Raw genomic sequence first — 26440 nt, 5'->3', positions numbered from 1 at the left:
CCTTCGAACTATCTGTGGGTGGTAATGGTGCGGGGTCAGCCGAGCGTGAGAACGAGGATCACCACGAGGGCGATGACTGCGACGAACGCCCCTGCGATGATCAGCCAGCGGCGGCGTGTGGCCGCACTGGCGGCGGCCACGATGGCTGCGGCAGCCGCGGCATCCGCTTCGGCACGTTGTCTGCGCGCGTTGGCCTGCCACTTGGTGTGGGCGTCGGCCGCGGCCTGGGCGCTCGATGCCCGCTCGGCCGCGGTGCGCTGCACGAGCCGCTGGGCACGCACGACGGCCGCGAGATCGCGCGCCACCAGGGTTTCGGCCTCGTGCACGGCGGCGAGCGCTCGGCCCACTTCGAGCGCACTCGCGGCGGCACGCACCTGCGGGGCGAGCGTCACCCCGCTGCCGGCCAACTGGCCCGCCACGCTGGCGTAGCGGGCTTCGGCACTGCGCCGCAGCCGCGACAGCCGTTCCAGTTCTTGCGTAGCCGCCGTGGCGGCAGCCGAGAGCTGCGCGGCTCGGCTCGCGTCGGCATCCGTGAGGGCACCGGCGAGCATGGCCGGCACCCGGGTGAGGGATTGCAACGCAGCGGAGTACTCGGAGTAGGTCATGGGGCATCCCAGTCGGCGTTGGTGAAGAGCGCGCTGTCGCGGTCGCCGAGCGGCACGAACGGAACGACCACCGTGGGTTCGGCAAGTTGGGTGCTGTCGCTGAGCAACGCGCGATTGTCGCGCACCGTCCACTCCACGAACGGCCCGAGCAGGTCTTGCACCGAGGATTGGTCGAGGCGCAGCAGCAGTTGCGTGGCGATCCACCCATCACTGAGGTAGCCGAGGTGGGTCTTGTAGGTGCCGGCGTTCGCCCACCAACCGATCACGTGTACCGATGCGGTGGGGCCGTCTTTGAGAATCGCGCGCAGGTGGTCGATGGGCGTGTTGGCGAAAGCGTCGGGCGTTTCGAGGTTGCTGGCGCGGTCGAGGGCGAACCCGATGATGTAGGTGGTGACCGGGCTGGGCCCGGCTGCCACCAGCTCGGCCGCCTCCATCAAATAGCCCGGCAGGTCGGCTCGGCCCACAACGCGCACCGCAAAGCCGAGTCGCTCCATCAGCGTGTACCAGCGCGGCAGGTTGTTGCGACGCGCGGTGGCGTCGTCGAGCAGGTCGACGCTCACAAACACGGCATTGCCAGACGGATGCTGCAGCGCCAGTGACAGCGCCGCCGCCTGCAACACCCCGATCGCGTTGTTGGCCGGGGCGTCGCCGTCGTCGAGCTGGCTGGTATCTTCACCGGCTCCGAGCACGGCGATGTTGCGGCCGGGTTCGGCTCCGAGGGAGATACTGATGAAATCCACGCCGAGCGCGATCGGCAGGCCAACGAGCGCGGCCGGAGCGACCCCCAGTGCGGCTGCCCTGCTGCGGAGGCGCCCGATCGCAGCGATACCGGCCGCGGGGGTGAGGTGGGCGGCACCGTCGAAGACGAGCGGCGCATCCGTGGTGTTTTTGGCGCGGGTGAACCAATCAATGCGGCGGCGGTCGAGTTCGCCGTCGTCGCCGGCGGCGATCACCACGAGCTGGTTGGAGTCGAGGGCGCCGTAGTCCATGTTGACGATGGCCTGTCCGGGGGCACGCAGGGTGAATGCGCCGTCATTGCCCTGGCCGAGGGTGGAGTACGACTCGGCGAGGGAGTTCTTGAGGGCGATGCGAATGGGAAACTGCGAGAAGATTCCGTTCTCGCGGGTCATCAGCGCGGCGATACCCGAAACGGTTTGCGAGGCCAGAATGACGTGCACGCCGTAAGAACGGCCGCGACGCGCGATTGCCTCGAGAAGGCTGGCCGCGGCATCCGCCAGCGTGCCGGCAGGGTCGAACAGACGGTGAAACTCGTCGACGATCACCACGATGCGCGGCATGCGGGCATCGGGCACGGCCGCGCGGTACTTGGCAATATTGTCGCCGTAGGCACGAAACTGTTTGGCACGGCGGCTGAACTCGCCCTCGAGATAGCGCAGCACTGCCACGCCGAACTCGCGGTCGCTCTCGAGCCCCAACACGCGAGCCTGCGGCAGGTAGTCGAGTGAGCCGGGAGTGGGCGCGAACGGATAGAGCGTGACGCCCTCTTTGAAGTCAAGCAGGTACAGTTCGAGCTCGTGGGGCGAATACCGTTCGCTGAGGCTGTGAATGATCACCTTGAGCAGGTTGGATTTTCCCTGCCCGATCGCCCCGGTGACGAGCAGGTTGTGGCGCTGCTGCCGCTCGTCGCCGAGCACGATCTCGGTGGTGCGCTGACCGGCCACCCCGATGGCGAAGGTGAGCCCGTTGGCGCTGCTCTCGGTCCACTGCGTGGCCGCGGGCTGAACGGAGCTGAAGGCCACTTTTACCGATGACGAGTCGCGCACCGCGGTGGCGTGGGCGTCGACGCTGGCCGCGAGCGAGGCGGTGGTGCGCGGCGTGATGACCGCGCCGAACAGCGGATGCTTCACCCACCGCACACCGTCGGCTCGCGCCGCGATGGTGGTCGCGAACGCGTCGAAGGCGTCTGGGCGGTACCACCCGGGTTTGGCGCTGTCGCCGTCGGCGATGACGAACGACACGCCCGCCGCCGGACCCACCTTGAGGTAGGCCAGCAGCCGTTTGTGCGAGTCTTCGCTGATGCCCTCGGGGTAGTCGAGCAGCACAATCAGCTGCAGGCGTTCGACCGGTGCCCCGGCAGCGCGCCGAAAGTCGAGCAGGGAGTCACTCGCGCCGCGCATCACGTCGTTCACGCGCTGGATGTCGGTGCCGACGCGGTCGATGACCGTTTCGATGGCCGCCGGCCGGTTCACCACGGAGAAGTAGCCGTCTCCGGCGGCTTTCATGCCCGCGAACGGTGCCAGTGTGCCGGCGAGCAGCGGGTCGTAGCCGACCACGTCAAGTTGGGCGGGCGCCGTTTTGCTCATCGCCTGCCAGACGATCTCCTGCACGATCGGCCCGGCCCGGCCCGAAGCCGCGGTGATCACCACGTTGGAGCGCCCGATGAGCGGCAGCAGAAAGGGTGCCTTCACCTCGGAGTTGATTCCCGAGCTCTCCCCCGCGAGCGTGAGCGTGCCGATCGAGACGTAGTCGGCAACCGCGATGGCCGTGTCGGGGTGGGGAGTGAGCTGCAGGGCGTGGTCCCTGGCTGCCAAAGATTGCTCCGTCACCTGCTGAGCCGCGCGATTTCGGGCGATGGCGATGGCCTTATTGTGCGCCACACCGGCGGTCTTCACCGTGGCCTCCCGATGCGGCCCCACCTGGGACTGCGCGGCGTCGATCGAGCCGAGGGCGCGCGCCTGGGCGGCTGCGAACGACGCCACGGTGTCGCGCAGGGCGGTGAGTGGCGAGTCAGTCACTCGAGGCAATCGCAACGACTACCTGCGCCGGGCGCAGCAGGCGTTCGTTCATGAGGTACCCGGCTCGTCGCACCTCGGTGATGCTGCCGGCCACACACTCGCTCGTGGCGGCCGCTGTCTCCACGAGCTGGTGCACCTTGGCGTCGAACGGCCCGTCAACGGCCACGCTGGCGAGCGAGTACTGCCCGAACACGTCGAGCAGTTCGTCACAAACGGATGCCGACAGCTCGTCACTCGCCGGCCCCGCCTGAAGGCGGTCGATCGCCAGCAGAGACTCCTTGAACAGGCCCTCGAACATGCGGGAGCTCACGATCTGCTGCGTAGCCCGCAGCTGATCCTGCAGCAGCTCGTGCTGAGCCGACTTGGTCTTGTCGTCGAGCAGCCGACGCAGGAACAGGTCTTTGAGCCCGGCCAGCTCGGAGCGGATATCGGCGAGTTCTGCAGTGCTGTCGCTCATTACAATTTCTCCATTCGTCCGTTGCGGTAGATAGCCCAGCCCTCAACCACTCCGATCGGGGCCTCCGTCCAGTCCTTACTCACAGTGACGCCGGTGCGCGCGTCGATGAGGAGGCGCTCCGACGTGGTCGTGGCGTAGAGCATGCCGTTGAAGAAGGCTTCGACCTGCAGGTCGAGGTTCACGGCCTGGTCTGCCGCGAGGCTGAAGTAGCTGGTTCCGCCGACCGGGTCGTAGACCAGCGTGGGGCGCGGCGCGCTGGTGCTCGACGAATAGGTGCTGAAAACCAGTCCGGTGACCGGATCTGCCAATCCGCTTCCGAGGTCGTCGCCCTCGCGCCAGGTGACTTTTGCGCCCGTCGCCGAGAGATAGATCGCTTGTTCGCGGTAGCCCCGCACGGCCGTATAGGTAGAGCTGGCCCACCTATCGGTGTCCATCACGACCGGGTCGGTCAGGGCGATATAGCCGCAGTTATCCTCCGGGTCGGCGAACTGGCTCGCATCGACACCCCACGTCACCGTGCCCGTGGCGGGAACGACCGCCACAACGTCTCGACACCGCACGCCGTACGGGGACGCCTCGGCCGCCACCATATTCTCTATGAGTGCCAGCCCGCCGACAATCCGATTGACCGCTCCCTCTCGCTGCCACACGGCGGCGCCGGTGGCGGCCGAGTAGGCGGAGGTCAGTTCACCGGTCCCGGCATACGAGTTGCCGCCCTCGGTCAGCAGCACCGTGCCGTCGGGCGTGCCCACGAGCGTGGGGGTGTCCGGCCGCGTCGGCACAGTGGAGAGTGCCGTCGTACCCGTCTGAGTGAAGGTGGTGGGGTTGACGTACACGAGCACCTGCTCGTACGTCTCCGGAGTGAGATCAACGGCCGGGTGCAAAACGGATGCCCACACCACGATTCGCGCGTCGGCCCCGGTGCCGGCGTACGACACCACGGTGTCGGAGGCCGTCGCGGTCGCGGCAACCATCGAGGGCTCGAATTCGCGCCCGAGGCCGGTCACAAAGTTGTACGGACTGTTGTAGGCGTAAACGACTTCGTTCTCGATCCGCAGGTCCGTGGCGAGGTCGACTGCCGTCGTCGCCGCGGGCGTGGCCCGTATTGTCGGCTCGGGCTCTGCGGTCTCTCCTTCGGTGTCGGTGTCAGAGACCGAGGTGTCGTCTATGGCCACTGTGGACTGCGGCGGCTGGCCGCTGTTCGCTGCGGCGATGATGACGATCAGCAGCACGACTCCGCCGGCGATCGACGAGGCGAGAATCTTGCGGCCCAGCACCCACGCTTTGGCCCGGTCGATCCAGTCGGTGCTCAGGGCGAGGGGCGAGGCGCCGCTGTTCGCAGCGTTCGGAGTGACAAAGGGCGAGGGTGCGGCATCCGCCGTGGGTGCCGGTGTGGCGGTCGGCACTGGCACCGGGGCATCCGCTTGCCTGAGCACGGGCAGGGCGGCGTCGTAGGCGGCGCGCTGGGCCGGGTCGGTGAGCACGCGTTCGGCTTCGGTGATGCGACTGGTCATGCGATCGGCCTCGTGGCGCACCTCGAGCGACGGCAGGCCCTGGCGTTGGGTCCAGACCCGGCGTTGCCCGCGCACGGCCGCGCGAATGGTCTCGACGTCGGCGAGCCGATCGACTCCCAGCAGCTCGTAGTGGGTGAGTTCAGCCACGCCTACTGCACTCCGGAGGCGCGCACGCGCACCGGCGCATGCCTGGCCGACCACTGCCAGCCGGCCATGCGGTGGCGCTTGACGAACAGGTAGACGATGAGCCCGGTGCCGGCGAGAAAGATCAGGCCGACGGCGACCCCACCCCCGCCCATGGAGATGGAGATGACGGCGATAATGAAGGACAGGCCGAGACCCATGACGTAGCCGAGCAGGTTGTCAGAGCCGTGCCACTGTTCCCGCGCCGCGTTGTCGACCTGGCGAGTGATCTCACCCTGGTGGGCCCGCAGATCCGGGTCGTTGATACGCAGCCCCGAGACCACCTCGAGCGCCTTCTGGGTGAGTTCAACCTGCGCCGCGGTGAGCATAGACGTCGAGCCGTCGGGAAAGGTAGACCATTGCTCCACCGAACTGTCGAGCAGGGCAATCGCGTATTTCTCCTGGAACAGGTCGACCGCGGCGTACTCGGCCGCCACCTTCTTGAGCATCGGCAGAGCGGCGACTGATTGGTCGAGAGCGATCAGGGCGCTGGCTACTCCGGCGATGTAGAACGGATTCTCGGGCTCGAGGGCACTCGCCCGCTCGTAGGCCGACTTAGCCGCCGGCCACTGGTCGCTGACGGCGTAGATGTCACCGAGCTCGCAGTGGAACACGGCGTTCGACGGGGTCAGGCGCAGAGCCTCGCTGATGGCGAAGGTGGCGTCACCGTAATCGCTCAGGGCCTCGGATGCGCAGGCGCGCACGTACCAGGCTTCCGGATTGTTCGGCTCGTTGGTGGTGGCCTCGCGGGCGGCAGCGTTGGCCTGCACCGCGCTGTTGCTGTCGAGGTATTCCCGGGCCGAAGCTACCCAATCGCGGATGCCCGCGGTCGAGGCCTCGGGCTTGGCAGCGTTGGCGGCTAGTTGGCGGTCGAAGTCGGCGCGCTGCGAGGGGTCGAGCAGCACTTTCTCGGCTTCTGACAGGTATTGCGTCATTTTCTCAGCACGCGAGCGGATGTCCACACTCGGGTGACCCTGCCGCTTGTTCCACTCGCGGCGTTGGGCCTTCACCGCTGTCTTGATCTCGTCTGCCTGAGCCGTGGGCGGGACTTCGAGGATGTTGTAGTAGTCGATAAACGTCATGGCTGCTTCCCGAGAGTTGGCTAAAGAACGGTGAGTTGGGCGACCTTGTTGGTGGCGTTGGCTACCTGGGCGTCGTCCATGTTGGCGAGACGGTCGATCTCGAAGGTGCCGAGCGAGACGTTGGCGACGAGGTCGATCACCTCGACGAAAATCGTCTGGTCGATGTCGTAGGCGTAGATCACCTGAATGGGTGATTCGGCGGGATACGGAGGAATCGACAAAACCTTCGAGCCGACGACCACGACATACTGCGGGTCGGTGTCGTCGCCCTGGGTGACTTCAACCTCGACCGAAATCTGCTGGTCAACCACGGTATAAAACGTGCTGGCCAGCTTTGCCGGAATCGTGGTGTTGCGGGGAATGATGATGGCGTTGATCGTCTTGCCCGCGCTGCCGTTCGTAAGCACACCCATGGCCTGCGACGTGACGTCGGAGACGTTGAGCGGTTTGCCCTCGTAAATATCCAGGTCGAGACCGGCGCTCTTGGCGACACCGGCGGCGGCCTCGATGGCCGCGCCGAGGGCGACGGCGTGGTCGGGGTGCACGCGGCGATCGGCGGGGCGCCCAGCCAGCCCCTCAACGAGGTGGCGCACCATCGGCATGCGGGTGGACCCGCCGACGAGCAACAGGTGGTCCACGTCTTTCCAGGCCACATTGGCGATCTCGAGCACGCTCTCGGTGAGGTCTTCGGTGCGGCGCAGCAGATCTTCGGTCATCTTGGTGAACTCGGCGCGGGTCACGGCGATGCGAAAGGATTTGCCGCCCGCACTCAAATGCACGTTGGCGATCTCCACGGTCGTGAGACTGCGCTTGGCCATCTCGGCCTTCTCACGCAGCATCGCCGAGGCAGAGCTGTCGGCATCGATCGAGAGCAGGTCGGGCCCGCCCTGGGCCACGACCTGCTTGCTGATGTGCTCCATCAGGCGGTTGTCGAAGTCGAAGCCACCGAGGTTGCGGTCGCCGTCGGTGCCGAGCACCTCGAAGTCGCCGTCGTGAATGCGCATGAGGGTGACGTCGAAGGTGCCGCCGCCGAGGTCGTACACGAGCACCGTGCCGCTGGCCGCGGTAGAGAGCCCGAACGAGATGGCGGCTGCGGTGGGCTCGTTGAGCACCCGCAGCACGGTGAGTCCGGCTATCTTGCCCGCGTGTTTGGTGGCGGTGCGCCGGGCATCGTCGAAGTAGGCCGGCACGGTGATGACCGCATCGGTGACGGGCTCGCCCAACGCGAGTTCGGCATCCTCTTTGAGGCGTTTAAGAATGAGCGCGGAGATCTCTTCGGGCGTGTAGCTCGCGCCCGAGGTGCTGTCGAAGCGCCAGGCCGGGTCGCCCATGTGGCGTTTGACGAAAGCAACGTAGTTGTCGGGCGAGCCGACGGCTGAGTGCTTGGCCATGGTGCCAACGAGCGGCTGGTCGACGCCGTCGAATTCTTCGAAGAGCACAGCTGATGGCGTGATGTCATCACCGTCACGGTTGGGCAGAATCTCTGCCTCGCCGGTGGCGCGGAGGATAGCGACGGCACTGAACGTGGTGCCGAGGTCGATGCCGATTGCAAGTGCCACGGATCAGACCTCGGCTTCGAGACGCTTGATGATCTTGCTGCGCTGGCGCATGACAATGTCGGAACCCTGAATGGTGGGGCCCTTCTTGGTCCACGCCGACATCCAGACGGTGATGTTGGAACCGCCGCTCGGCAGATCGGCGACATCGATGGAGATGACCGGGCCGGAGTCATTCATGGTGCGGCGACGCTTGTTGATGTCGCCGGGGCCGCCCACGTCTTTCCAGGTGAAGGTATTGAACGCGGTGTTCGCGACATCTGCCGCCCGCTGGGGGCTCAGCGTGACCTGGGTTTGCACCTCCCGTTGGCTCGCGTTGTTGAGCCAGGCAGAAAGCACGAGTATCACGACGATGAGCAGAATCAGTACGACGAATATTGCGCTCACGGCATCCATGTATTGTGCTCCCCGTCTCGGTGCCGCGCACCGGTCTGCGGCTGCAGACCGCCAGCGCGGTAATCAAGAGACTAGAAAACGGGTCGCCACAGTGCGACGCTCTAGCTTTGCGCCAAAGCCGTGTGCTAGGGGTTGTCGCTGCGGGCTGGACCGATTCCCCACGCCTCCCGAACGATGCGGCGAATGGTGGTCCAGTTGGGTAGGAGCGGTGCGAGCCGAAAAGCGGTGGAGTAGCGGCCCTCCTCCGGCACGGGAATGCCGGCCTTCTCGAGCCCGACGCGTCGCAGGTGCAGGATGTCGGATCGGGCAATCGGCAGCTTCTCCTGGGGCAGATCGTGGGTCCAGACGGCTACGGGCACCAGGTCGGCTGCGTCGAGGAGTTCTCCGAGATCGCCGCCGAGGCTGAGGCCGAGGTGCTGCCTCAAGGCGAAGGGGGTTTCGAGGTGGTAGCGCAGCGGAACATCGGCCGAGGCGAGGCGGCGCGACAGGTCGGTGATGTTGTCGGAAAGCCACGTGTGGGGAACAAAGTAGCGTGCGCCGGCTTCAGAGAGCCGAAGCTGCACGACGGTGGAAACCGGGCCGGAATACACGGCAATTATGGGAACGCGGGCCGTGATTTCGGGGTCAACCCCGCGAACGACCTCGATCGCACCGTAAGCATCGACACCCTTCGTGGCACGGATCCAGACCAGCACGTAGTCCCAGCACTCGAGGGTCGCGGGGTCGAGGGTCCAGACGTTTTCTGACCAGCACAGCACGCCGGCATCACCGAGTACGGCGGTGAGTCCCGCTCGAATGATGGAATCCTCCGAGACGACGAGCACGCCGGTATGGCCGAGCACACCCTTGAGGACGCGCTTCTCGATGTGCCTCAGGGTCGCGCTGGTGATCTTCACGTCGCGTTCATTCTCGATGTACCAGCGCACCGCGGTGAGTCGACGGCGAAGAGTGGCGCTGGCGCGACCGCGCCGCACCAGGCCGACAAAATAGGCGAAGAGCTGCCCGGCATCGATGTGGGCCATGTTCTTGATCCCCACGGTCTGGCACCAGGATTCGATGTCTCGAATGTCGCTGAGATAGGCCCGCTGTGACGCGGCTGCGAGGGGTGCACCAGCCACCCGCCGACGACTCATTCTGCTGCTCGCATGCTCGCAACGTAGCAAGAATTGTTACGCCAGCACGGACTTGGGCACTGATGTGACGCTCACTGGGGGTGGGTGCGGCCGGGGTCTCGATCGCTCGTTCCTCGCGCCTCGACCGGCGGGGTGACCGGCGGGGTGACCGGCGGGGTGACCGGCGCCCCTTGTTGTGGCCGTTCGACGTAACATAGAATGTTTGTTACGTATCAAAATACGTCACATTTCTTCTGTTTTGCGTCATGCCCACGAGACAAAGGATTCACCACGTTGAACGCCCGACCTGACCTAACCGCAGAGTACGTTGTGGGCATTGACTTTGGCACCCTGTCTGGTCGGGCCGTCGTCGTGCGGGTGTCAGACGGGGCCGAGCTGGGATCGGCGACCCTCGATTACCCGCATGGTGTCATGGACACGACGCTGGCTGCGACCGGCGCCGCCCTTCCACCGGAGTGGGCATTGCAGGTGCCCCAGGACTACGTTGACGTCTTGAAAAGTGCGGTGCCCGCTGCGCTGGCTGCGGCCTGCATCGATCCGGCCCAGGTGATCGGCGTGGGCACCGACTTCACGGCGTGCACGATGGTTCCGACCCTGGCCGATGGCACCCCCTTGAACGAGTTGCCCGAATATGCGGACCGCCCGCACGCCTACGTGAAGCTCTGGCGGCACCATGCGGCCCAGCCGCACGCCGACCGCATCAACGACCTGGCGTTCGAGCGAGACGAGACCTGGTTGCCGCGATACGGCGGACTGATCTCGAGCGAGTGGGAGTTCGCCAAGGGCCTGCAGCTGTTGGAGGAAGACCCCGAGCTCTACAACCGGATGGAACACTGGGTTGAGGCTGCCGATTGGATCGTCTGGCAGCTGACCGGTCGCTATGTGCGTAACGCCTGCACCGCCGGCTACAAAGGGATCTTTCAGAACGGCGCCTACCCGACCGAGGATTTTCTCGGCGCACTGAACCCTGCGTTCGCCCAGTTCGCCAACGACAAGGTCGCCCATGAGATCGGGCAGCTCGGCGATGCGGCCGGAACACTGTCGGCCGAGGCGGCCCTATGGACCGGACTTCCCGAAGGCATCGCCGTGGCTGTCGGCAATGTTGACGCCCACGTCACCGCCCCCGCGGCGCAAGCCGTCGAGCCGGGCCAGATGGTAGCCATCATGGGCACATCAACCTGCCAGGTGATGAATTCCGACCAGCTGGCCGAGGTTCCCGGCATGTGCGGTGTGGTCGATGGCGGCATCGTGTCGGGGCTCTACGGTTACGAAGCCGGGCAGTCCGGCGTCGGCGATATTTTCGCCTGGTTCATCAACACGCAGGTGCCCCCACGCTATTTCGAGGCCGCTGAGCACGCGGGCCAGAGCATTCACCAGTACCTGACCGACCTCGCAGCGCGCGCCCCCGTCGGGGCGCACGGCCTGATCGCCCTGGATTGGCACAGCGGCAACCGCTCGGTGCTGGTCGATCACGAACTCTCCGGGCTGGTGCTCGGCACGACGTTGACCACTCGCACCGAGGAGATCTACCGGGCCCTGTTGGAGGCGACCGCCTTCGGTGCGCGCAGCATCGTCGAGTCGTTCAACGCGAGCGGGGTTCCCGTGACGGAGTTCATCGTTGCCGGGGGCTTGCTCAAGAACGCGTTCCTGATGCAGACCTACAGTGACATTCTGCGCCTGCCCATCTCCACGATCGCCAGCGAGCAGGGCCCCGCCCTGGGAGCGGCCATTCACGCCGCGGTGGCTGCCAATGCCTACGCGGACGTGCGCGCGGCTGGCCAGGCCATGGGCAAGCTGAACAAGAACGTGTACACGCCGAACGAGCGCTCGGCCGGGGTCTATGACCGCCTGTTCGCTGAGTACGAATTGCTGCACGACTACTTTGGGCGCGGTGCCAACGAGGTCATGCATCGACTGAAAGCGCTTAAGCGTGAGGCCATTGCAGCCCCGATTACTGGCAAGGAAACCGCATGAGCCTGTTCGAACCCTCGGTGGAGTCGTCCATCGCCCAGGTGCGCACCGACATCGCGCTGCTGCACGCCGAGCTGACCAAAAACGACCTCGTCGTGTGGACGGGAGGCAACGTCTCAGGTCGGGTGCCCGGCGCGGATCTCTTCGTGATCAAGCCGAGTGGTGTGCTGTACGAAGACCTCGCACCGGAGAACATGATCCTTTGCCGCCTCGACGGCACCGTCGTCGCCGGCACGGCGGGCGCCGAGCGCTCGCCCTCGAGCGATACCGCCGCGCACGCCTACGTCTACCGGAACATGCCCGAGGTCGGTGGCGTCGTGCACACCCACTCGACCTACGCCACCGCGTGGGCGGCCCGGGCCGAAGCGATCCCCTGCGTGATCACAGCGATGGCCGACGAGTTCGGCGGGGAGATCCCGATCGGACCATTCGCCATCATCGGCGACGATTCCATCGGCCGTGGAATCGTGCAGACCCTCACCGGGCACCGCTCCCGCGCCGTTCTCATGCAGAACCACGGCCCGTTCACCATCGGCAAGAATGCCCGTGACGCCGTCAAGGCGGCCGTCATGGTCGAGGACGTGGCGCGCACGGTGCAGGCCGCCCGCGCCGGCGGCCCCCTGGTGCCTATTCCGCAGGCCGCGATCGATTCGCTCTTCGACCGCTACCAGAACGTCTACGGACAGGCACCGCAGGGCGCACTGTAGATTCTCGAGCTACGCGCCGAGGACGACCTCGAGTTCGTTCGCCCGGCCGACCAACACGAGGTCTTCCAGACTCGACGTCACGTGGTCGGCGTGCGCGCGCAGCTCGTGCAGCGGCTGCGTTCCGGTCACGGCGAGGGTCGTGCAACCGGCAGCGCGACCGGAGATCAGCCCGGCCACGGTGTCTTCAACCACCAGACACCGAGCCGGATCGACGCCGAGGCGACTCGCCCCCAACAGAAACGGGTCGGCACTCGGTTTTCCCGCCTCGACATCGTCGAAGGTGATCATGTGGGTCGGCGCCGGAAGACCGGCAGCCGCCAGCCGGGCGAAGGCCAAATCGCGCGTGCATGACGTGACGATGGCCCAGTTTTCGGCCGGCAGCGAGCGCAGCAGGTGCTGCACCCCGGGCAGGGCGATCACACCGTTGGTGTCACTCTCCTCGAGCTGACGCAAACGAATCACCGCCACCGCTGCGCGCTCAGGGGGCACGACCTCGCGCACGAGGTCTTCGGCCGGCCGGCCGTGCCCCTGCTTACCGAACGGGTTACGGATGCCCAGCTCGTTCGACCAGCGCTGCCACGCCCGTTCCACGGCCTGGGTGGAGTCGATCAGGGTTCCGTCCATATCGAACAGCACCGCGTCGAATCGACTGCCCACCAACCCCGAAAGCGCGGCAGGGGTGTGTGGGCTCACGCGGTGAGTCCGGGCAACACCACCGATTTCAGCGCGGCGGGATCGGTGCCGGCCTTGAGCAGGGCCTCAGCGACGTCATCGAGGCCGAAGCGCCCGGTGACGAGTGAGTCCAGGTCGACCACACCGGTGGAGGCGAGTTCAATGGCGAGCGGCCAGGTGTTGGCGTACCGGTAGATACCGGTCAGTTCGATCTCGCGCATCTGGATGAGTGCGACGGGCAGTTCCAGGTCGACCTGGCCCATGCCCACGAGAACGACGCGCCCGCCCGAGCGCACCGCGCGGATGCCGGACTGGATGGCGCGTCCGGCGCCTGACGCATCGATGAAGATGTCGACGGCCGGCGACAGCGCGGCCACGTCTTCGGTCAGCGGGTCGATGGCGCGGGTGGCTCCGAAACGTACGACGGTTTCGCGACGCTGCGCGACCGGGTCGGCCACGAGCACAACGGTGGCGCCGAAGGCCCGAGCTACCTGGGTGATGACCACGCCGATCGGGCCGGCCCCGGCCACCAGCACCTTGGAACCGGCGACGATCCCGGCCTTGCGGCAGGCGAAGATGGCCACCGACAGGGGTTCGATCAGTGCGGCGGCCTCATCGCTGAGGGAATCGGGCACGGCGTGGGCGAAGTCGGACGGAATGACGGCGTATTCGGAGAACGCGCCATCCGTTCCGGGTGCTCCATAGAATGCCACGTCGGGGCAGAGGTTGTACTGGCCGATCTTGCAGTAGGTGCACACGCGGCAGGGGGTCTGCGGCTCAATCGAGACGCGCTCACCGATGCGTTCATCGGAGATGTCGGACCCCACGGCCACAATCCGGCCGGCCGACTCGTGACCAAGAATAAGAGGACCGTCGACCACGAGGTCACCGATGTGTCCCTCGGTGAAGAAGTGGGTGTCAGAACCGCACACGCCGATGGCGGTGATCTTCACCAGCACCTGGTCGCTCGTGAGGCTCGGTACCGGAACCTGTCGCACCTCCACCGTGCGCGGTGCGATCAGTACGCTCGCGCGCATCGAGGTGGGCAGTGCAGTGAGCGTTGACTCGTGAGACATGGGGGTGCTTTCCCACGAGGGCCGTCGGCCACCGTGTGCTGTTAGGTGTTATTGCTGGGGCTCACCGGGCCGCCGTCTGGCGGCGACCCGGTAAGCGGATGCTGCCTGCGCTTAAGACTCGAGGGTGAAGGCGGACACGTACTTGACCTCGTTCTCGGGAGTGATGATGAGGCAGTCGATGCTCTGCTTCTCGTCATCGACGCCGGTTTCGCCGGTCTCGATGTAGGACACGGCCTGCGCGACCGTGGCATCAACGACGCCGAGCACCGGCTGCAGCACCGTGGCAACGAGGGTTCCCGAGCGCACGGCTTCAACGGCGTCGACGGAACCGTCGAACGCGAGTACCTTCACCCGGTCGATCATGCCGGCCTGGGTGAGGGCCTCGATCGCGCCGAGCGCCATCTCGTCATTGCCGGCGATGACACCGGTGATGTCGGGGTTGGCGGCAATCATGCCCTCCATCTTTTCCTTGGCCAGGCCGCGCAACCAGTTGGCCGTTTCCGCGCCGACCTTCACGAGGTCGGGGTAACCGGAGATGACCGAGGCGTAGCCGTCTGAACGAACCTTGGCGTTGTTGTCTGTTGCCGGGCCGATGAGTTCTACGTACGTGCCAGCGCCGCCCATCGCTTCCACCCAGGCTTCGGCCCCGAGCAGGGCGCCCTGGGCGTTGTTGGAGACGATCTGCGACTTAGCGATCCCCTGTTCCGAGATCTCGGCGTTGAGGATGAAAACGGGGATGCCGGCATCCGTTGCCTTCTGCACGGCGGCCACGCTGACGTCGGCGCCGGCCGGGTCGAGGATGATGGCCTTCACCTTGGTGCTGATGGCCGCGTCGATGAGCTGGTTTTCCCGGTCGGGGTCGAGCTCGTGGGCATTGACGGTGGCTTCATAGCCAGCCTCGATGATGGCTGCCTCGGCAGCATCGGCGAGTACCCGTTCGTACGGGCTGGCCAGGTCGACGGCGATGACGGCGATCGTTCCCTTTCCGTTCGCGTCAGACGCGGGCGTGGCGGAACACCCCGCCAGGGCGAAGACGGTGGCCCCGATGATGGTCAATGTTGCAACTTTGCGAAACATTCAAAAACCTTTCGAACTGTGTGAGTGAGTGCTGAACCAGACGACGAAACTGTCGGCTAGCTGGTGCCCGCGCTGGTCAGAGGATTTCTGTTCTCGTTCCGAGGCGGAGTTGGGGGGATGGACGCTGTGACGGTGCGAATGGAGCGCCGCTTTTCGAGCGTCTGCTGGAACTGGTCGAGGGCCACCGCGATGATAATGACCGCGCCCTTGATGATCTGTTGCCAGAACTGGGACACGCCCACGATCACGAGGCCGTCGACGAGGAAACCGATGACAAAAGCACCGATGAGAGTGCCCCGGATGGTTCCACGCCCGCCGGAGAGCGCGGCGCCGCCGATGACCGCCGCGGCGATGGCGTTCAGCTCGAAGAACTGGCCGGCCGCGGGTGTCGCGGAGGACAGGTCGCCGGTGAGCAGCAGGCCGACGGCACCGGCGCACAGGCCCGAGAGCACGTACACGCCGATCTGCACCTTCTTCACCGGAACGCCGGAGAGTTCAGCGGCCCGTTCGTTGCCGCCGGTGGCGTAAAGCCAGCGGCCGAAGGCGCTCTTGCCGAGCACGAGAGCGAAGATCAGGGCAAAGAAGATCATGGACCAGACGGGCAGGGGCAGGCCCAGCGGGCTGCTCTTGAGGATGTCGAGAAACCCGGTGTTGCCCAGGGCCGGCTCACCGCTCAGCCTCGAAAACGGTGTTCCGTCGGTGATGAGCAGTGCCACCCCACGGGCAACGTAGAGCATGCCGAGGGTAGCGATGAACGGGGCCACCTTGAATTTGGCAATGAGAACGCCATTGATGAACCCCACGAGCACGCCAACGGCGAGCGAGATGACGATCACCACCCAGACGGCCGGGTAGAGAAACACGTCGAGCACCGGAATGGAGAGGCCCTCGAGCAGCGACCCCGCGATGACACCGGTGAGACCCACGGTCGAGCCCACGGAGAGGTCAATGCCGCCGTTCAGGATGACCATGAGCATGCCGATGGCGAGGATCGCGTTCATGGCCACGTGCCGGGTCATGATGATGAAGTTGTCGAGCGCCAGAAAGTTGGGCGACAACAGCGAGAACACGATGATGATCAGGATGAGCGCGATGAGCGCACGCCCTTCGATCAAGACCCCGTTGAGATTGAACGGCTTCTTGTTCGCCTTGATCGTCTTGCTTGCCTCAGCGGATGCGCTCACTGGTCTTCTCCAATTGGGTGGGTACCGATTTCGGACTCGCCCGAGGCGGCCATGACTTCTTCTCTCGTGCTGGTGCGCGGATCGAATTCGCGCACGATGCGGCCCTTGGACATCACGACGATGCGGTGGGAGGCAGTGAGAGCCTCACTGATCTCGCTCGTCACGAAGAGAACCGCTCTCCCCTTCGCGGCTTCGCGAAAGAGCAGACTGAAGATCTCCCCCTTCGCTCCGACATCGATGCCTCTGGTGGGTTCGTCGAGCAGAAGCACCTTGGGTTCGGTGAGCAGCATTTTGCCGATCACCACTTTCTGCTGATTGCCGCCACTGAGGGAGGTGATGCCTGCTGCCGGGCCTGCGGTCTTGATCTGCAGGTCGCTGATCTGCTGCTCCACATTGCGGAGTTCGCGGGAACGGGAGAGGAGAAAATTCTTTACGACGCCGAGCAGGCTGGCGAGGGAGGCGTTCTGCCCCACGGACATCATTTGCACCAGGCCGTCCCGTTGACGGTCCTCGGGAACCAGGCCGATGCCCATCGCGATGCGTTCGCCGATCGATCGGCCGCGCAGGTCGATTCCGCCGAGCAACACCCGGCCGGCCGCCACCGGTTCGCGGCCGGCGAGCGCCTCGACGAGTTCGGTGCGCCCGGCGCCCATCAGTCCGTACAGGCACACGATCTCGCCCTCGCGCACGTCGATCGACACGCCGCTCACCGACAGGCGGCCGGCGCCGGTCGGGTCGACCATCGACACGTTTTGCACCGAGAGCGCGACCTCGCCGTAGTTGCGGGGCTCGTCGCGAAAGTCGTATTCGGCGTCGCGGCCGGTCATTTTGCCGACGACCCAGGCGAGGTCGATGTTTTTGGCCTCTTCGGTGGCAACGAGCTCGCCGTCCCGAAAGACCACGGCGTAGTCGGAGACTTCGATGGCTTCTTCGAGATGGTGCGAGATGTAGACCACGGCCACGCCGTCGTCGATGAGGTCCTGGATCACTTTGAAGAGCACGCCGACTTCGGTGGCGCTCAGGGCCGAGGTGGGCTCATCCATGATGAGGATTCGGGCATCCGCTGCTAAAGCGCGCGCAATCTCAATGATCTGCTGCTGGCCCAGGCGCAGGTCGGCCACGAGCGTGTTCGGGTCGATCTGTTCTTCCAGGCGCACCATTAACTTTTGAACGATGGCGTGCTCGGCCCGGTAGTCGACACTGCCGAGCGGTGTCTTGAGCTCGCGGCCGATGAAGATGTTGTCGCGAACGCTGAGATTGGGGCACAGGTTGAGTTCCTGGTGGATGATCGAGATGCCCAGGTCGACGGCGTGAGTGGGAGCCTCGAGGGTGATCTTGCTGCCGTGCAGTTCAAGGTGGCCGCTAGTGGGCGACTCGACGCCAGCGAGGATCTTCATGAGGGTGGACTTGCCGGCGCCGTTTTCTCCGAACAGCACGGTGACGGCGCCCTTGCGCACGTCGAAGTTCACGCCTTTGAGCGCCTGCGTGGCTCCGTAGCTCTTGGTGATATCGACCGCGCGGAGCACCACGTCGGAGTGCGTCGCGGCGGGTCGGGTCAGCGGCTCGGCGATCACGGCTGGATTCCCTCGATCGACACGGGCGTGATGAGGTAGGTGCCGTCGGGGCCGGAGTTCGTGACGACGATACCCACGACGGTGATCTCGGTGCCGGACAGTGCCGCGGCGTTCAGGTCGGCGACGACGGCGGTGAGGGTGAGCGCCTTGTATTCGTTGGCAACCTGCTGGTAGTCCGTCTGATTTTGGAAGTCAGCGAATTTGGTGGTGCCGGTGACGTCTCGGAGGGCGGTGCCGTTGATGGCCTGCCCGATCGACACCCGCACGTCGCTGCCATCCGGCAGGCCGTCGACGGTCAGTGCGATGAAGTTCGCGTCCACGGTGTTGACGGTTCCCGTGAGGGTGACCGGGATGGCGTACTTGTCGGTTCCGGCGAGGTTGCCGTACTCGTCACCGGCCGTGGCGGGATCCTGCGCAACCAGGGCGAGGTCGACGGCATCCGCTTTCACTGCGGTGACGATGCCCGGGTACTCGTCGGCTGCGTACACGGCGGCGTCGAACGCAGCGGGGTTCACTTTGGCTACTTCGTCAGCGGTCAGAACCTTGGTGTTGGCGGCCATCAGGCCGATCAGAACCACCGGCAGAGCGATGACGAGGATGGTGCGCCATTTGCGACGTGCGGTGAGTGAACTCATTCGTCTCGGACTGCTCCTTTGCAGCGACAACCGCAGGCCGTTCCTGCGTGCGTCGTACGAGCCGAAGATGCCGGTGGTGATCGGGCAAAAACAGCCTGCACCGAGAATCTAACACGAAGTTCACACAAAAATGTTCTATTTGAAACAAAAGATCACAAATTATTTGAATCGTGTCAATTGGGCTGCGGCGAGTCCTCTGCAGCGACGATGACGTCGACCCCCGCGTCGCGGATTTTCTCCACGACGGCGTCCTGAACGTCGTGATCGACCACGACGTGCGTGAATTCGGTCACGCTTCCCAACCGGTGCAGAGAACCGTGGCCGATCTTCGAGTTGTCGAGCAGCAATACTCGTCGCTTTGAGGCCTGCATCATCGCCCGCTTTACCGAGACGATGCGTTGGTCCTGGTGATACAGCGTGAGGTCGGTGAGGGCGGATACCGAGGCAAAGAGCACGTCGGCGTACAGCTCTGACAGCGCCTGCTCGCACACCACACCGAGGAATGCATTGTACTGATGAACGTAATTGCCGCCGAGGCCGATCAGGTTGATGTCGGACTTTCCCCGGAGTTCTTCGAGCAGCGTCCAGTAGTTGGTGATGATCGTGAGCGGAAGGATTTCCATGAGATGCGGCACCACGGCCATCGCCGAGGTGGATGCGTCGATGATGATCACGTCACCGGGGGAGGCGAGCGCGGCGGCGGCCTTGGCGATCTGCCTCTTCTCGTCGAGCGCTAGGCGGGCCCGAAAGGTGTGTCCGCTCTCGAACTGGGCGGAACGGAACGCCGACGCTCCCCCGCGCACCTTGCGCAGCACGCTCGCACTCTGCAACTCGTCGAGATCACGGTGCACGGTCATGCGGCTCAGGCTCAAGGTTTCGGCCAGGGCGTCGACGGTGACATACCCCTCGCGGTTGATGAGCTCCGTAATGAAGGCCAGACGCTGTTCTTTCTTGCCTGCCGTATTCTTCGACATCGTTCCCGCCCGCCGTCTCGCGCATTATGTGCTGCGTCCTGAGATTATAACAATCAGCGTCACATAGCAGTTTGCTGCTAGGCGGGTTTCGGCGGTAGTGCAGGCGAGCATCCGCTGATCGAGGCGCAAGCTTGCGAGCGATCGAGATCCCAGACGGAGGGTCTCGATCGCTCGTTCCTTGCGCCTCGACCAGCGGGCGGGGGGCGGGGGTGCGGCGGCATCTCTGGGTGCGGCATCCGCTTTCGGGATGCCGCGTCGATGTTGCCTGAGATGACCAGATCTCGGTCATTGGCTGAATGACGCCGTGGCAACACCGGTGAATACGCTACCGAGCGGCGTTCGACTGAGGAGATACGCGAGCGACCACGACACCACGAGAACAACGAGGAAGTGCAGGACCGCGGGCATGTGCACTGGGACTTCACTCAGCAACATAATGAACGCACTGTGAGTGAGCACAACCGCGAGGCCGACCGTGGCCGCGCGCGTAACGAGCCTCGCAACACGTGGCGTGCTGGAAGCGAACATCCCGTGAAACAGGAGGACGAGACCAGCAGAAATGGCGCTGGCAATGACGACACTGAGCACGGGGGTGCCAAAATCCCCCTGCTTCATGTCCAGTGGCTGCGATACGCCGGTCACGATGAGGGCTGCTGAGCCGGCCAGGAGTGCAACTGAAACCCAGCCCCTCTCAAGTCTTGGGGCGATCCGGCGAAAAGAAATACCAGCGAGGATGAAAATCATGGCCGGGACGGCAACGCCCAGCGAGAAGGGGACAGTGGTCAAGAAATCGGGGGCGAGGTAGGCCACTCCCAATCCGGCGGCGGCCACTCCCCAGGGCAGCCAGACGGGAAAACGTTGGAGTGCACGAAGCAGCAGGCATGCACCGAAGAGCGCGGTGACGAACCAGAAGGCGAAAAATGGTGCGCCCATGTATGAACCGCCGAGCAACACGTTGCCGAATTGCAGAGACTTCCCGTTCGCCCACAGGTACGTGCCATAGACGGCACCGATGAGCAGCAGCCATGCGACGTAGGGCACGAGCAGAGTGCGTACCCGCTTGCCGAATTCGGTGCCCAGCGACCGTTCATTGGCCCAGAGGTATCCACCCAGAAAGAAGAACACGGGAACGTGCCAGGTGTATAGACCCATGCGGGCGATGTCATTGCTGCGGTCCGACCAGACGTGCCCAGCGACGATGCCAACGATGCCGAGAACGCGCAAGCCATCGATCGCGGCCGAGCGCGTTCTTGTACTGTCCACGTGGCGAAGCCTAGGACTCTGCGCCTTCGGCTCGCTGAATGTTTGCGGCGAGCCGAAGGAAACTGGGGGCTCCAGACACCGGCGGAAGGCGTGCCGACTCCTCGACCAGTGGCGACGCGGGTCTCGAGACCGGCGTGTTTCGACGGGCTCAACACCGACGTGCGGCTCCTCGAGCAGCGAAGGTGAGCTCGACAAGCGGCGTTAAGGCTTACTGGCCCGAGATGGTGAGGGTGGCCCGGGCCCGGGTGGCCTCGATGAGCAAGGCGTTCTTGCCGTCCACGGACTCGGCCCAGGCCAGCGCGGCCTCGGGGTTGCGGCCGTGGCGCTCATGCCGGTCGACCAGTCGGCGCAGGCGCTCGGCCTCGCTGGTCTCGCAGAACCAGGCCTCGGCGAGCAGACCGGCGATCTCTCTCCACGGCTCGGTGTCGGCGAGCAGGTAGTTGCCCTCCACCATCACCACGCGCGCGCTGGGCTGCACGGCGATCTCGGCCGCAATTCCCTCGTCGACCCTGCGGTCGAAGCTCGGCGCGTAGACCGTGTGATCGGTCTCCACCAGCAGGCGGCGAAGCAGGGCGACGAATCCCCAGCCGTCGAAGGTGTCGATAGCACCCTTGCGGTCGTGGCGTCCGAGCCGATCGAGGGTCGCATTGGCGAGATGAAAGCCGTCCATCGGCAGGTGCACCGCTGTTTCCGCGCTGCCCAGCAGCTCGTTGATCCTCGCTGCGACGTTCATGGCGAGGGTGGTTTTGCCGGCGCCGGGACTGCCGGCGATCCCGACTACAATGCGCCCGCGCTCCGGCAGGAGCGCGATGACGCGGTGGGCGAGGTCGGTCAGGTCAGCGGATGCCGCGGGCTCGGCTGGGGCATCCGCTTGCGCGGTTTGGGCATCAGCGGAAGGGGGGTGCGGCACGGCAGCGCGGAGGTCACTGTTCGGCATGAACCGACTCCAGGGCGGTCGCGAGATAGGTGTGGGCGTGGGCGGCGAGCGCGGGGCCGTCGTTCCAGAGGTTGCGCCAGATGGCCAGGTCGTTTGACAGGGTCGGCGAGACGATCGCGGAGGAGAAGGATTCGAAGGTGATGGAACCGGTGTAGTTGATGTCGGCGAGGGCGTGAAAGAACGCGCTGAAGTCGAGGTGGCCGCTGCCGAGATAGCCGCGGTGGTTTTCGCCGATGTGCACGTAGCCGAGGCGGTCACCGACGAGATGCACCGGGCGCACGAAGTCGTCTTCCTCGATGTTCATGTGGTACGAATCCAGGTGGATGAGCACGTTGTCTTCGCCGATATCGTCGGCGAGCGCCAGGGCCTGCGCGGCTGTGTTGATGACGTTGGTTTCGTAGCGGTTGCAGATTTCGAGGCCGAGGCTCATGCCCAGGCCCTGCGCCTCGACGGCGAGGTCGCGCAGCACGGCGACGACGTTGGCGCGGCCCTTGCTGCTGAGCGGAGCACTGTACTTGCCGAGGGCGCTGTACAGGGCGCCGGTGAAGAACGTTCCGCCCAGGTCGTGGGTGATCTTGAGCGAATCGTGCAGCAGCGTGGCACCGAGGGCAACGACGGCCGGGTCATCACTCGAGACGTCGGCGGCGAACGACAGCCCGCGAGAGCAGACCACGTCGAGGCCGGCGGCGTCGAGGGCGGTGCGGGCACTTGCGACATCGAGGTTCTTGGCGTCGTGCAGGGAGAGCTCGAGAATGTCGAAGCCGCTCCTTTTGGCCTGTTCGATGGCATAGGTGACTTCGGCGGGGCCGGTTCCGCCCGAGAAGACGAGGGCGTGTACTCCGAGTTTGTTGCTGGGCATGAGAGTTCCTTTGAATTGTGTGGTTCGGTCTGGCGTCAAGGATGGTTACGTGGGCACCCGGCGGGTGCCGGTGTCAGGGCACGGTGGCGAAGTCGGCGGTGGCTGTGACAGTGTCTTCTGTCGCGCTCCTCGCGGCGGCGAGCTGGGCGGCGATAAAGCCGTGGGCCTGGCGGGCCAGGGCTGCCGGGTCACTCCAGAGGTTGCGCCAGAGGGCAATGTCGGTGGCGACATGCACTGGCTGTATTGTGCCCGCGAAGGACTCGAACGTGATCGGCCCGGTGTAGCCGCTCAGCGCGAGCTGCCGAAACAGACCCGGCCAGTCGATGTTGCCGGTGCCGAGTGCGCCGCGATGATTCTCGGCGGCATGGATATAGACGAGGTGTGGCCCGGCATCTCGCACCGCGGCCGCCTGACCCTGCTCCTCGAGGTTGGCGTGATAGGTGTCGAGGTGCAGGCGAACATTGCTGGCGGCGAGGTCGTGAATGAACTGCACGGTCTGCGCGGCGGTATTCAGCAGGTTGCTCTCGTACCGGTTGACGTACTCGAGGCCGAGGGTGATGCCGAACTTTCCGGCGGCCTCGGCCACCCGCCCGAGCACGGCGAGCGAGTTGTCGCGGGCCTGCTCGCTCGGCGCCACATCGTATTTGCCCATCATCGAGTAGAGCACTCCCCCGATATAGCTCGCTCCGAGGTCGCCGGCGAAGGCGACCGCGTCGAGCAGGCGACGTTCCCCGCGAGCGGAGGCGTGCGCATCCGTCGTGTTGATGTCGTCGCGTCTGCCCAGCGCGAGCGAGACGACCGCGTCGAGACCGTGCTCGGCGAGGAGGGCGACGGTCTCGGCCGAGTCGACCGTGCGCGGGTCGACCGCGGGGATCTCGATGAGGTCGAAGCCGGCCTGAGCGCTCTGCGCGATGGCGTAGCGAGCGGATGCGGGCGACCAGTCGCCCACCCACACGCCGGCATGAATACCAATGGCATTGCCCACGTCAGTTCGCCTTTGCGCCGGTGATCAACGCGACCAGCTCGTCACCACTCGACTCGCTGGTGCGGCGTTGCGCGACCGAGAGGCCGGCGCGCATGACCCAGACATGGTCGGCGAGGCGCATTACCTGATCGAAGTTGTGGCTAATCAGCAGCACCGAGACCCCGGAGTCACGCAGGGTGAGAATGACCTGCTCGACCTTGGCCGTTTCCTGCACGCCGAGGGCGGCGGTGGGCTCGTCCATGATGACAATTTTGCTGCCCCAGCCGGCGGCCCGCGCGATGGCCACGGCCTGGCGCTGCCCGCCGGACAGACGCCGCACCTTGCTGGTGACCGGCGGCACGTTCACCGCAAGGTTCTTGAGCAGGTCGGCCGCGGTCTTCTTCATGAGTTTGCGGTCGAGGGTGCGAAACGGCCCGTGCACGAGTTCTCGACCGAGAAAGAAGTTCTGCCAGACGGCGAGCTCTTCGACCAGGGCGAGGTTCTGCTGCACGGTCTCCATGCCCTGTTTGCGGGCATCGTTGGGGGTGGCGAAGTTGATGACCTCGCCGTCGAGCCGAATGGTGCCGGAGTCGGGCTTGTGAATGCCGGAGAGGCAGCGCACGAGCGTGCTCTTCCCGGCCCCGTTGTCTCCGACCAGCGCGGTAATCTCGCCACGGCGCATGGTGATCGATGCACCCTTGAGGGCGTGCACCCCGCCGAACGACTTCTTGATGTCGGTGGCTTCGAGCAGCACGTCCTTGGTGGGCGACGACGGCTGACGCAATTCGGTGTGCATGGTCATTTCTTCTGAAACCTCGTGAGTAGGGCGGCCAGAACGACAACCAGGCCGACCGCGAGGGGCTGATAGAACTGGGAGACACCGAGCAGGGTGAGTCCGTTGGTGAGGGCGGTCAGCAGCAGCGCGCCGATGATCGGGCCGACGATGCGGGCCTTGCCGCCGGTGAGGCTGACCCCGCCGAGCACGACCGCGGCGATGCAGTTGAGCAAGAACGCGGTGTTGATCGCGGGCTCGGCGGCGCCGACGCGGGCCACCAGCAGCAGGGCGGCCACACCGGCGAGGCCGGCGCTGATCAGGTACACGGCGATGCGCACCCTCGGAGCATTGATGCCGTTGGCCACCGCGCTCTCTTCACTGCCACCGACCGCCTGCACGTGCAGGCCGAACCGGGTGCGAAACATGACGAACCAGCCGAGGGCACCCACGATCACGGCGAGAATGATCGGGTAGCCGAAGATGCCGAGCGAGCCCGAGGTGAGCGTGAGCAGCTCCGAGCTGTTCACGGTGATCGGCTTGCCATCACTGAAGATGAGCGCGAGGCCGGTCGCGACCGACAACGTGCCCAGGGTTGCGATGAAGTCGGTCACCTTGCCCCGCGCAATCAGCAGCCCATTGATCAGCCCAATAACCAAAGCGGATGCGACCGCCACGACCGCAGCCAGCACGAATCCGAGTTCGGCCTGCCAGGCGAGTCCAAATCCGACGGCCCCCACCGTCATGGTGGCCGAGATGGACAGGTCGATTCCGCCGGTGGTGATGACGAAGGACTGCGCAACGCTCAGCACGACCAGAATGGCCGCGGCCACCAGCATGGCCCGGATGTTGCCGAGGGTGAGAAAGGTCGGACTCAGGATGCCGAAGACGATCACCAGCCCGACCAGACCGATCGGTGCAGCCTGCTCGGCCCAGAAGCTCACCTGTTTGGCCTGTGCGATCAGCGGCGGGGTTTGGCGCGGTGGAGCATCCGCTTTGGTTTGGGTGGGCATGTTACTTGTTCAGCAACTCGGTGAGCGGGTTCTCGAACTCCTCGAAGGGTTGCGGGAACATGTCGATCGCGTCGACGGCGACGTCGGCCGTTACCAGCGCGGTCGGAGACTCGATGGACTTCGGCAGGGTTCCGCCGGCCGCGACGACCTCGCAGGCCTGCAGCCCGAGGGCGCCAATGGCGTACGGGTACTGAGCGACGGTGGCGGTGAGTCCGCCGTCCTGCACGGATTCGAGGGCGTCCTTATTGCCGTCGACGCTGACGACCACGATCTCGCCGGTGCGGTTGGCGTTCTCGATGGCCTTGACGATGCCGAGGCCCATGTCGTCGTTCGCGGCGAAGAAGGCGGCAATGTCGGGGTTCGCGGCGATGATGTCGGTCGCCGCGGTGAGGGCGACCTCGCGCTTCCAGTCGGCGGCGGTCTCCTGCACGACGTCGAGGCCGCTGGCCGCGGCCCGGAAGCCGTCGACGCGGGCGGCGCTCGTGACGTCACCGGCGATGCCTCCGATGATGGCGATCTTGCTGCCGGCGGGCACCTGCTCACTGATGAAGTCGCCGGCTTTGCCACCGGCCGCCTCGTTGTCGGTGCCGATGTAGGTGGAGATGTTGAGGTTGGCGGTTGCGGCGGCGTCGGGGTCGATGGGACTGTCGATGTTGACGATGGCCTTGCCGGCGGTGGACACCTGGCTGAGGGCCTGCACCAGGTTGGTGCCGCTGATGGGATTGATGACGAAGCAGCCGAAGTCCTGGCCGGCGAGGGCGCTGAGCTTGTCGGCCTGGCCGGAGGTGTCGCCGACATCGGCGGCGGCCTGCACGGTCACGTCGACGCTGTCGGTCTTCGCGGTGTCGGTGATGCCGTCTTCCATCGCCTGGAAGAAGGGGTTGTCGAGGCCCTTGATCACCGCGGCGACCTTGGTGCCGCCGTCACCGTCGGCGTTGGTGTCGGCGGCGCCGCCGGAGCAGCCGACCAGGATTAGGGCGAGGGCCCCGAGGGGAACGGCCACGCGCAGGGTGCGTGACCATGTGGCGTCATTGCTGAACATGTTGTGTGTCCTCTGATGGGAGTCGGGGCACCACTGTG

The 26440-nt window shown here is 65.5% G+C and carries 24 protein-coding genes; 2 read left to right on the top strand and 22 right to left on the bottom strand.

The annotated features are described in order from the left end of the window. Positions 1-35: 35 nt before the first annotated feature. The 8 genes from E3O06_RS11505 to E3O06_RS11470 form a co-directional block, all read right to left on the bottom strand. On the bottom strand, positions 36-605 hold the full coding sequence (locus E3O06_RS11505; RefSeq protein ID WP_134503531.1) for a hypothetical protein: 570 nt from the start codon (positions 603-605) through the stop codon (positions 36-38). Continuing rightward, on the bottom strand, positions 602-3361 hold the full coding sequence (locus tag E3O06_RS11500; RefSeq protein WP_134503530.1) for an FtsK/SpoIIIE domain-containing protein: 2760 nt from the start codon (positions 3359-3361) through the stop codon (positions 602-604). The genes E3O06_RS11505 and E3O06_RS11500 overlap by 4 nt, the downstream gene beginning before the upstream one ends. Then, the gene (locus tag E3O06_RS11495) at positions 3354-3818 is read right to left on the bottom strand and encodes a nucleotide exchange factor GrpE (protein ID WP_134503529.1); all 465 of its coding nucleotides are present in this window, start codon (positions 3816-3818) and stop codon (positions 3354-3356) included. The genes E3O06_RS11500 and E3O06_RS11495 overlap by 8 nt, the downstream gene beginning before the upstream one ends. Further along, a complete protein-coding gene (locus E3O06_RS11490) occupies positions 3818-5479 on the bottom strand; it encodes a J domain-containing protein (RefSeq protein WP_134503528.1) in 1662 nt (553 codons plus the stop codon). Before E3O06_RS11490 ends, E3O06_RS11495 begins: the two co-directional genes overlap by 1 nt. 2 nt (positions 5480-5481) lie before the next feature. Further along, entirely contained in the window at positions 5482-6597 is a 1116-nt protein-coding gene (locus E3O06_RS11485; protein ID WP_134503527.1) for a J domain-containing protein, read from the bottom strand. 20 nt (positions 6598-6617) lie between these two features. Further along, the gene (locus tag E3O06_RS11480; RefSeq protein ID WP_134503526.1) at positions 6618-8156 is read right to left on the bottom strand and encodes an Hsp70 family protein; all 1539 of its coding nucleotides are present in this window, start codon (positions 8154-8156) and stop codon (positions 6618-6620) included. Between the two features lie 3 nt (positions 8157-8159). Continuing rightward, the gene (locus E3O06_RS11475; protein ID WP_166788199.1) at positions 8160-8549 is read right to left on the bottom strand and encodes a hypothetical protein; all 390 of its coding nucleotides are present in this window, start codon (positions 8547-8549) and stop codon (positions 8160-8162) included. Between the two features lie 125 nt (positions 8550-8674). Further along, entirely contained in the window at positions 8675-9667 is a 993-nt protein-coding gene (locus tag E3O06_RS11470) for a site-specific integrase (protein ID WP_166788198.1), read from the bottom strand. Between the two features lie 213 nt (positions 9668-9880). Between E3O06_RS11470 and araB the strand changes: the two genes are divergently transcribed. Together araB and E3O06_RS11460 are read left to right on the top strand one after the other, a co-directional pair. Beyond that, positions 9881-11656, top strand: coding sequence for a ribulokinase (gene araB, locus E3O06_RS11465; RefSeq protein ID WP_134503523.1), 1776 nt, complete (start codon positions 9881-9883; stop codon positions 11654-11656). Beyond that, positions 11653-12360: an L-ribulose-5-phosphate 4-epimerase gene (locus tag E3O06_RS11460; RefSeq protein WP_134503522.1), complete on the top strand. Its 708-nt coding sequence runs from the start codon at positions 11653-11655 to the stop codon at positions 12358-12360. Before araB ends, E3O06_RS11460 begins: the two co-directional genes overlap by 4 nt. A gap of 9 nt (positions 12361-12369) precedes the next feature. On the opposite strand, the gene E3O06_RS11455 is transcribed toward E3O06_RS11460, so the two are convergent. The 14 genes from E3O06_RS11455 to E3O06_RS11390 form a co-directional block, all read right to left on the bottom strand. After that, complete coding sequence (locus E3O06_RS11455; protein WP_241980114.1) at positions 12370-13053, bottom strand: HAD-IA family hydrolase; 684 nt, start codon at positions 13051-13053, stop codon at positions 12370-12372. Continuing rightward, entirely contained in the window at positions 13050-14108 is a 1059-nt protein-coding gene (locus tag E3O06_RS11450) for an NAD(P)-dependent alcohol dehydrogenase (protein WP_134503521.1), read from the bottom strand. The genes E3O06_RS11455 and E3O06_RS11450 overlap by 4 nt, the downstream gene beginning before the upstream one ends. 111 nt (positions 14109-14219) lie before the next feature. Continuing rightward, complete coding sequence (locus E3O06_RS11445) at positions 14220-15185, bottom strand: substrate-binding domain-containing protein (protein WP_134503520.1); 966 nt, start codon at positions 15183-15185, stop codon at positions 14220-14222. Between the two features lie 56 nt (positions 15186-15241). Next, positions 15242-16369: an ABC transporter permease gene (locus tag E3O06_RS11440; RefSeq protein WP_134503519.1), complete on the bottom strand. Its 1128-nt coding sequence runs from the start codon at positions 16367-16369 to the stop codon at positions 15242-15244. Then, on the bottom strand, positions 16366-17943 hold the full coding sequence (locus E3O06_RS11435; RefSeq protein ID WP_134503518.1) for a sugar ABC transporter ATP-binding protein: 1578 nt from the start codon (positions 17941-17943) through the stop codon (positions 16366-16368). Before E3O06_RS11435 ends, E3O06_RS11440 begins: the two co-directional genes overlap by 4 nt. Beyond that, a complete protein-coding gene (locus tag E3O06_RS11430; RefSeq protein ID WP_134503517.1) occupies positions 17940-18578 on the bottom strand; it encodes a DUF2291 family protein in 639 nt (212 codons plus the stop codon). The genes E3O06_RS11435 and E3O06_RS11430 overlap by 4 nt, the downstream gene beginning before the upstream one ends. A gap of 173 nt (positions 18579-18751) precedes the next feature. Then, complete coding sequence (locus E3O06_RS11425; RefSeq protein ID WP_134503516.1) at positions 18752-19552, bottom strand: DeoR/GlpR family DNA-binding transcription regulator; 801 nt, start codon at positions 19550-19552, stop codon at positions 18752-18754. A 285-nt stretch (positions 19553-19837) separates the two neighbouring features. Beyond that, a complete protein-coding gene (locus E3O06_RS11420) occupies positions 19838-20815 on the bottom strand; it encodes an acyltransferase family protein (protein WP_166788197.1) in 978 nt (325 codons plus the stop codon). A 208-nt stretch (positions 20816-21023) separates the two neighbouring features. Continuing rightward, the gene (locus tag E3O06_RS11415; RefSeq protein WP_134503514.1) at positions 21024-21752 is read right to left on the bottom strand and encodes a nucleoside/nucleotide kinase family protein; all 729 of its coding nucleotides are present in this window, start codon (positions 21750-21752) and stop codon (positions 21024-21026) included. Beyond that, positions 21739-22611 (bottom strand): sugar phosphate isomerase/epimerase family protein, encoded by an 873-nt coding sequence (locus E3O06_RS11410; RefSeq protein WP_134503513.1) that lies wholly within the window; start codon positions 22609-22611, stop codon positions 21739-21741. Before E3O06_RS11410 ends, E3O06_RS11415 begins: the two co-directional genes overlap by 14 nt. Positions 22612-22684: 73 nt before the next feature. Beyond that, entirely contained in the window at positions 22685-23596 is a 912-nt protein-coding gene (locus E3O06_RS11405; protein ID WP_134503512.1) for a sugar phosphate isomerase/epimerase family protein, read from the bottom strand. Between the two features lies 1 nt (position 23597). Beyond that, positions 23598-24377 carry an ATP-binding cassette domain-containing protein gene (locus tag E3O06_RS11400; protein WP_241980113.1) on the bottom strand — a complete coding sequence of 260 codons (780 nt, stop codon included), beginning with the start codon at positions 24375-24377 and terminating at the stop codon, positions 23598-23600. Continuing rightward, entirely contained in the window at positions 24374-25360 is a 987-nt protein-coding gene (locus E3O06_RS11395) for an ABC transporter permease (RefSeq protein WP_134503511.1), read from the bottom strand. The genes E3O06_RS11400 and E3O06_RS11395 overlap by 4 nt, the downstream gene beginning before the upstream one ends. 1 nt (position 25361) lies before the next feature. After that, positions 25362-26402, bottom strand: coding sequence for a substrate-binding domain-containing protein (locus tag E3O06_RS11390; protein ID WP_134503510.1), 1041 nt, complete (start codon positions 26400-26402; stop codon positions 25362-25364). Positions 26403-26440: the final 38 nt, after the last annotated feature.

This window comes from Cryobacterium glaciale (assembly GCF_004402535.1).
GTDB classification, from domain to species: domain Bacteria; phylum Actinomycetota; class Actinomycetes; order Actinomycetales; family Microbacteriaceae; genus Cryobacterium; species Cryobacterium glaciale.
This window is presented reverse-complemented; position numbering and strand designations above follow the sequence as displayed.

Coding starts and splice junctions, on each gene's coding strand:
- E3O06_RS11505 (WP_134503531.1), bottom strand. CDS start 605: ATGACCTACTCCGAGTACTCCGCTGCGTTGCAATCCCTCACCCGGGTG.
- E3O06_RS11495 (WP_134503529.1), bottom strand. CDS start 3,818: ATGAGCGACAGCACTGCAGAACTCGCCGATATCCGCTCCGAGCTGGCC.
- E3O06_RS11485 (WP_134503527.1), bottom strand. CDS start 6,597: ATGACGTTTATCGACTACTACAACATCCTCGAAGTCCCGCCCACGGCT.
- E3O06_RS11475 (WP_166788199.1), bottom strand. CDS start 8,549: ATGGATGCCGTGAGCGCAATATTCGTCGTACTGATTCTGCTCATCGTC.
- araB (WP_134503523.1), top strand. CDS start 9,881: ATGTTTGTTACGTATCAAAATACGTCACATTTCTTCTGTTTTGCGTCA.
- E3O06_RS11460 (WP_134503522.1), top strand. CDS start 11,653: ATGAGCCTGTTCGAACCCTCGGTGGAGTCGTCCATCGCCCAGGTGCGC.
- E3O06_RS11450 (WP_134503521.1), bottom strand. CDS start 14,108: ATGTCTCACGAGTCAACGCTCACTGCACTGCCCACCTCGATGCGCGCG.
- E3O06_RS11445 (WP_134503520.1), bottom strand. CDS start 15,185: ATGTTTCGCAAAGTTGCAACATTGACCATCATCGGGGCCACCGTCTTC.
- E3O06_RS11430 (WP_134503517.1), bottom strand. CDS start 18,578: ATGAGTTCACTCACCGCACGTCGCAAATGGCGCACCATCCTCGTCATC.
- E3O06_RS11425 (WP_134503516.1), bottom strand. CDS start 19,552: ATGTCGAAGAATACGGCAGGCAAGAAAGAACAGCGTCTGGCCTTCATT.
- E3O06_RS11415 (WP_134503514.1), bottom strand. CDS start 21,752: ATGCCGAACAGTGACCTCCGCGCTGCCGTGCCGCACCCCCCTTCCGCT.
- E3O06_RS11410 (WP_134503513.1), bottom strand. CDS start 22,611: ATGCCCAGCAACAAACTCGGAGTACACGCCCTCGTCTTCTCGGGCGGA.
- E3O06_RS11400 (WP_241980113.1), bottom strand. CDS start 24,377: ATGACCATGCACACCGAATTGCGTCAGCCGTCGTCGCCCACCAAGGAC.
- E3O06_RS11395 (WP_134503511.1), bottom strand. CDS start 25,360: ATGCCCACCCAAACCAAAGCGGATGCTCCACCGCGCCAAACCCCGCCG.
- E3O06_RS11390 (WP_134503510.1), bottom strand. CDS start 26,402: ATGTTCAGCAATGACGCCACATGGTCACGCACCCTGCGCGTGGCCGTT.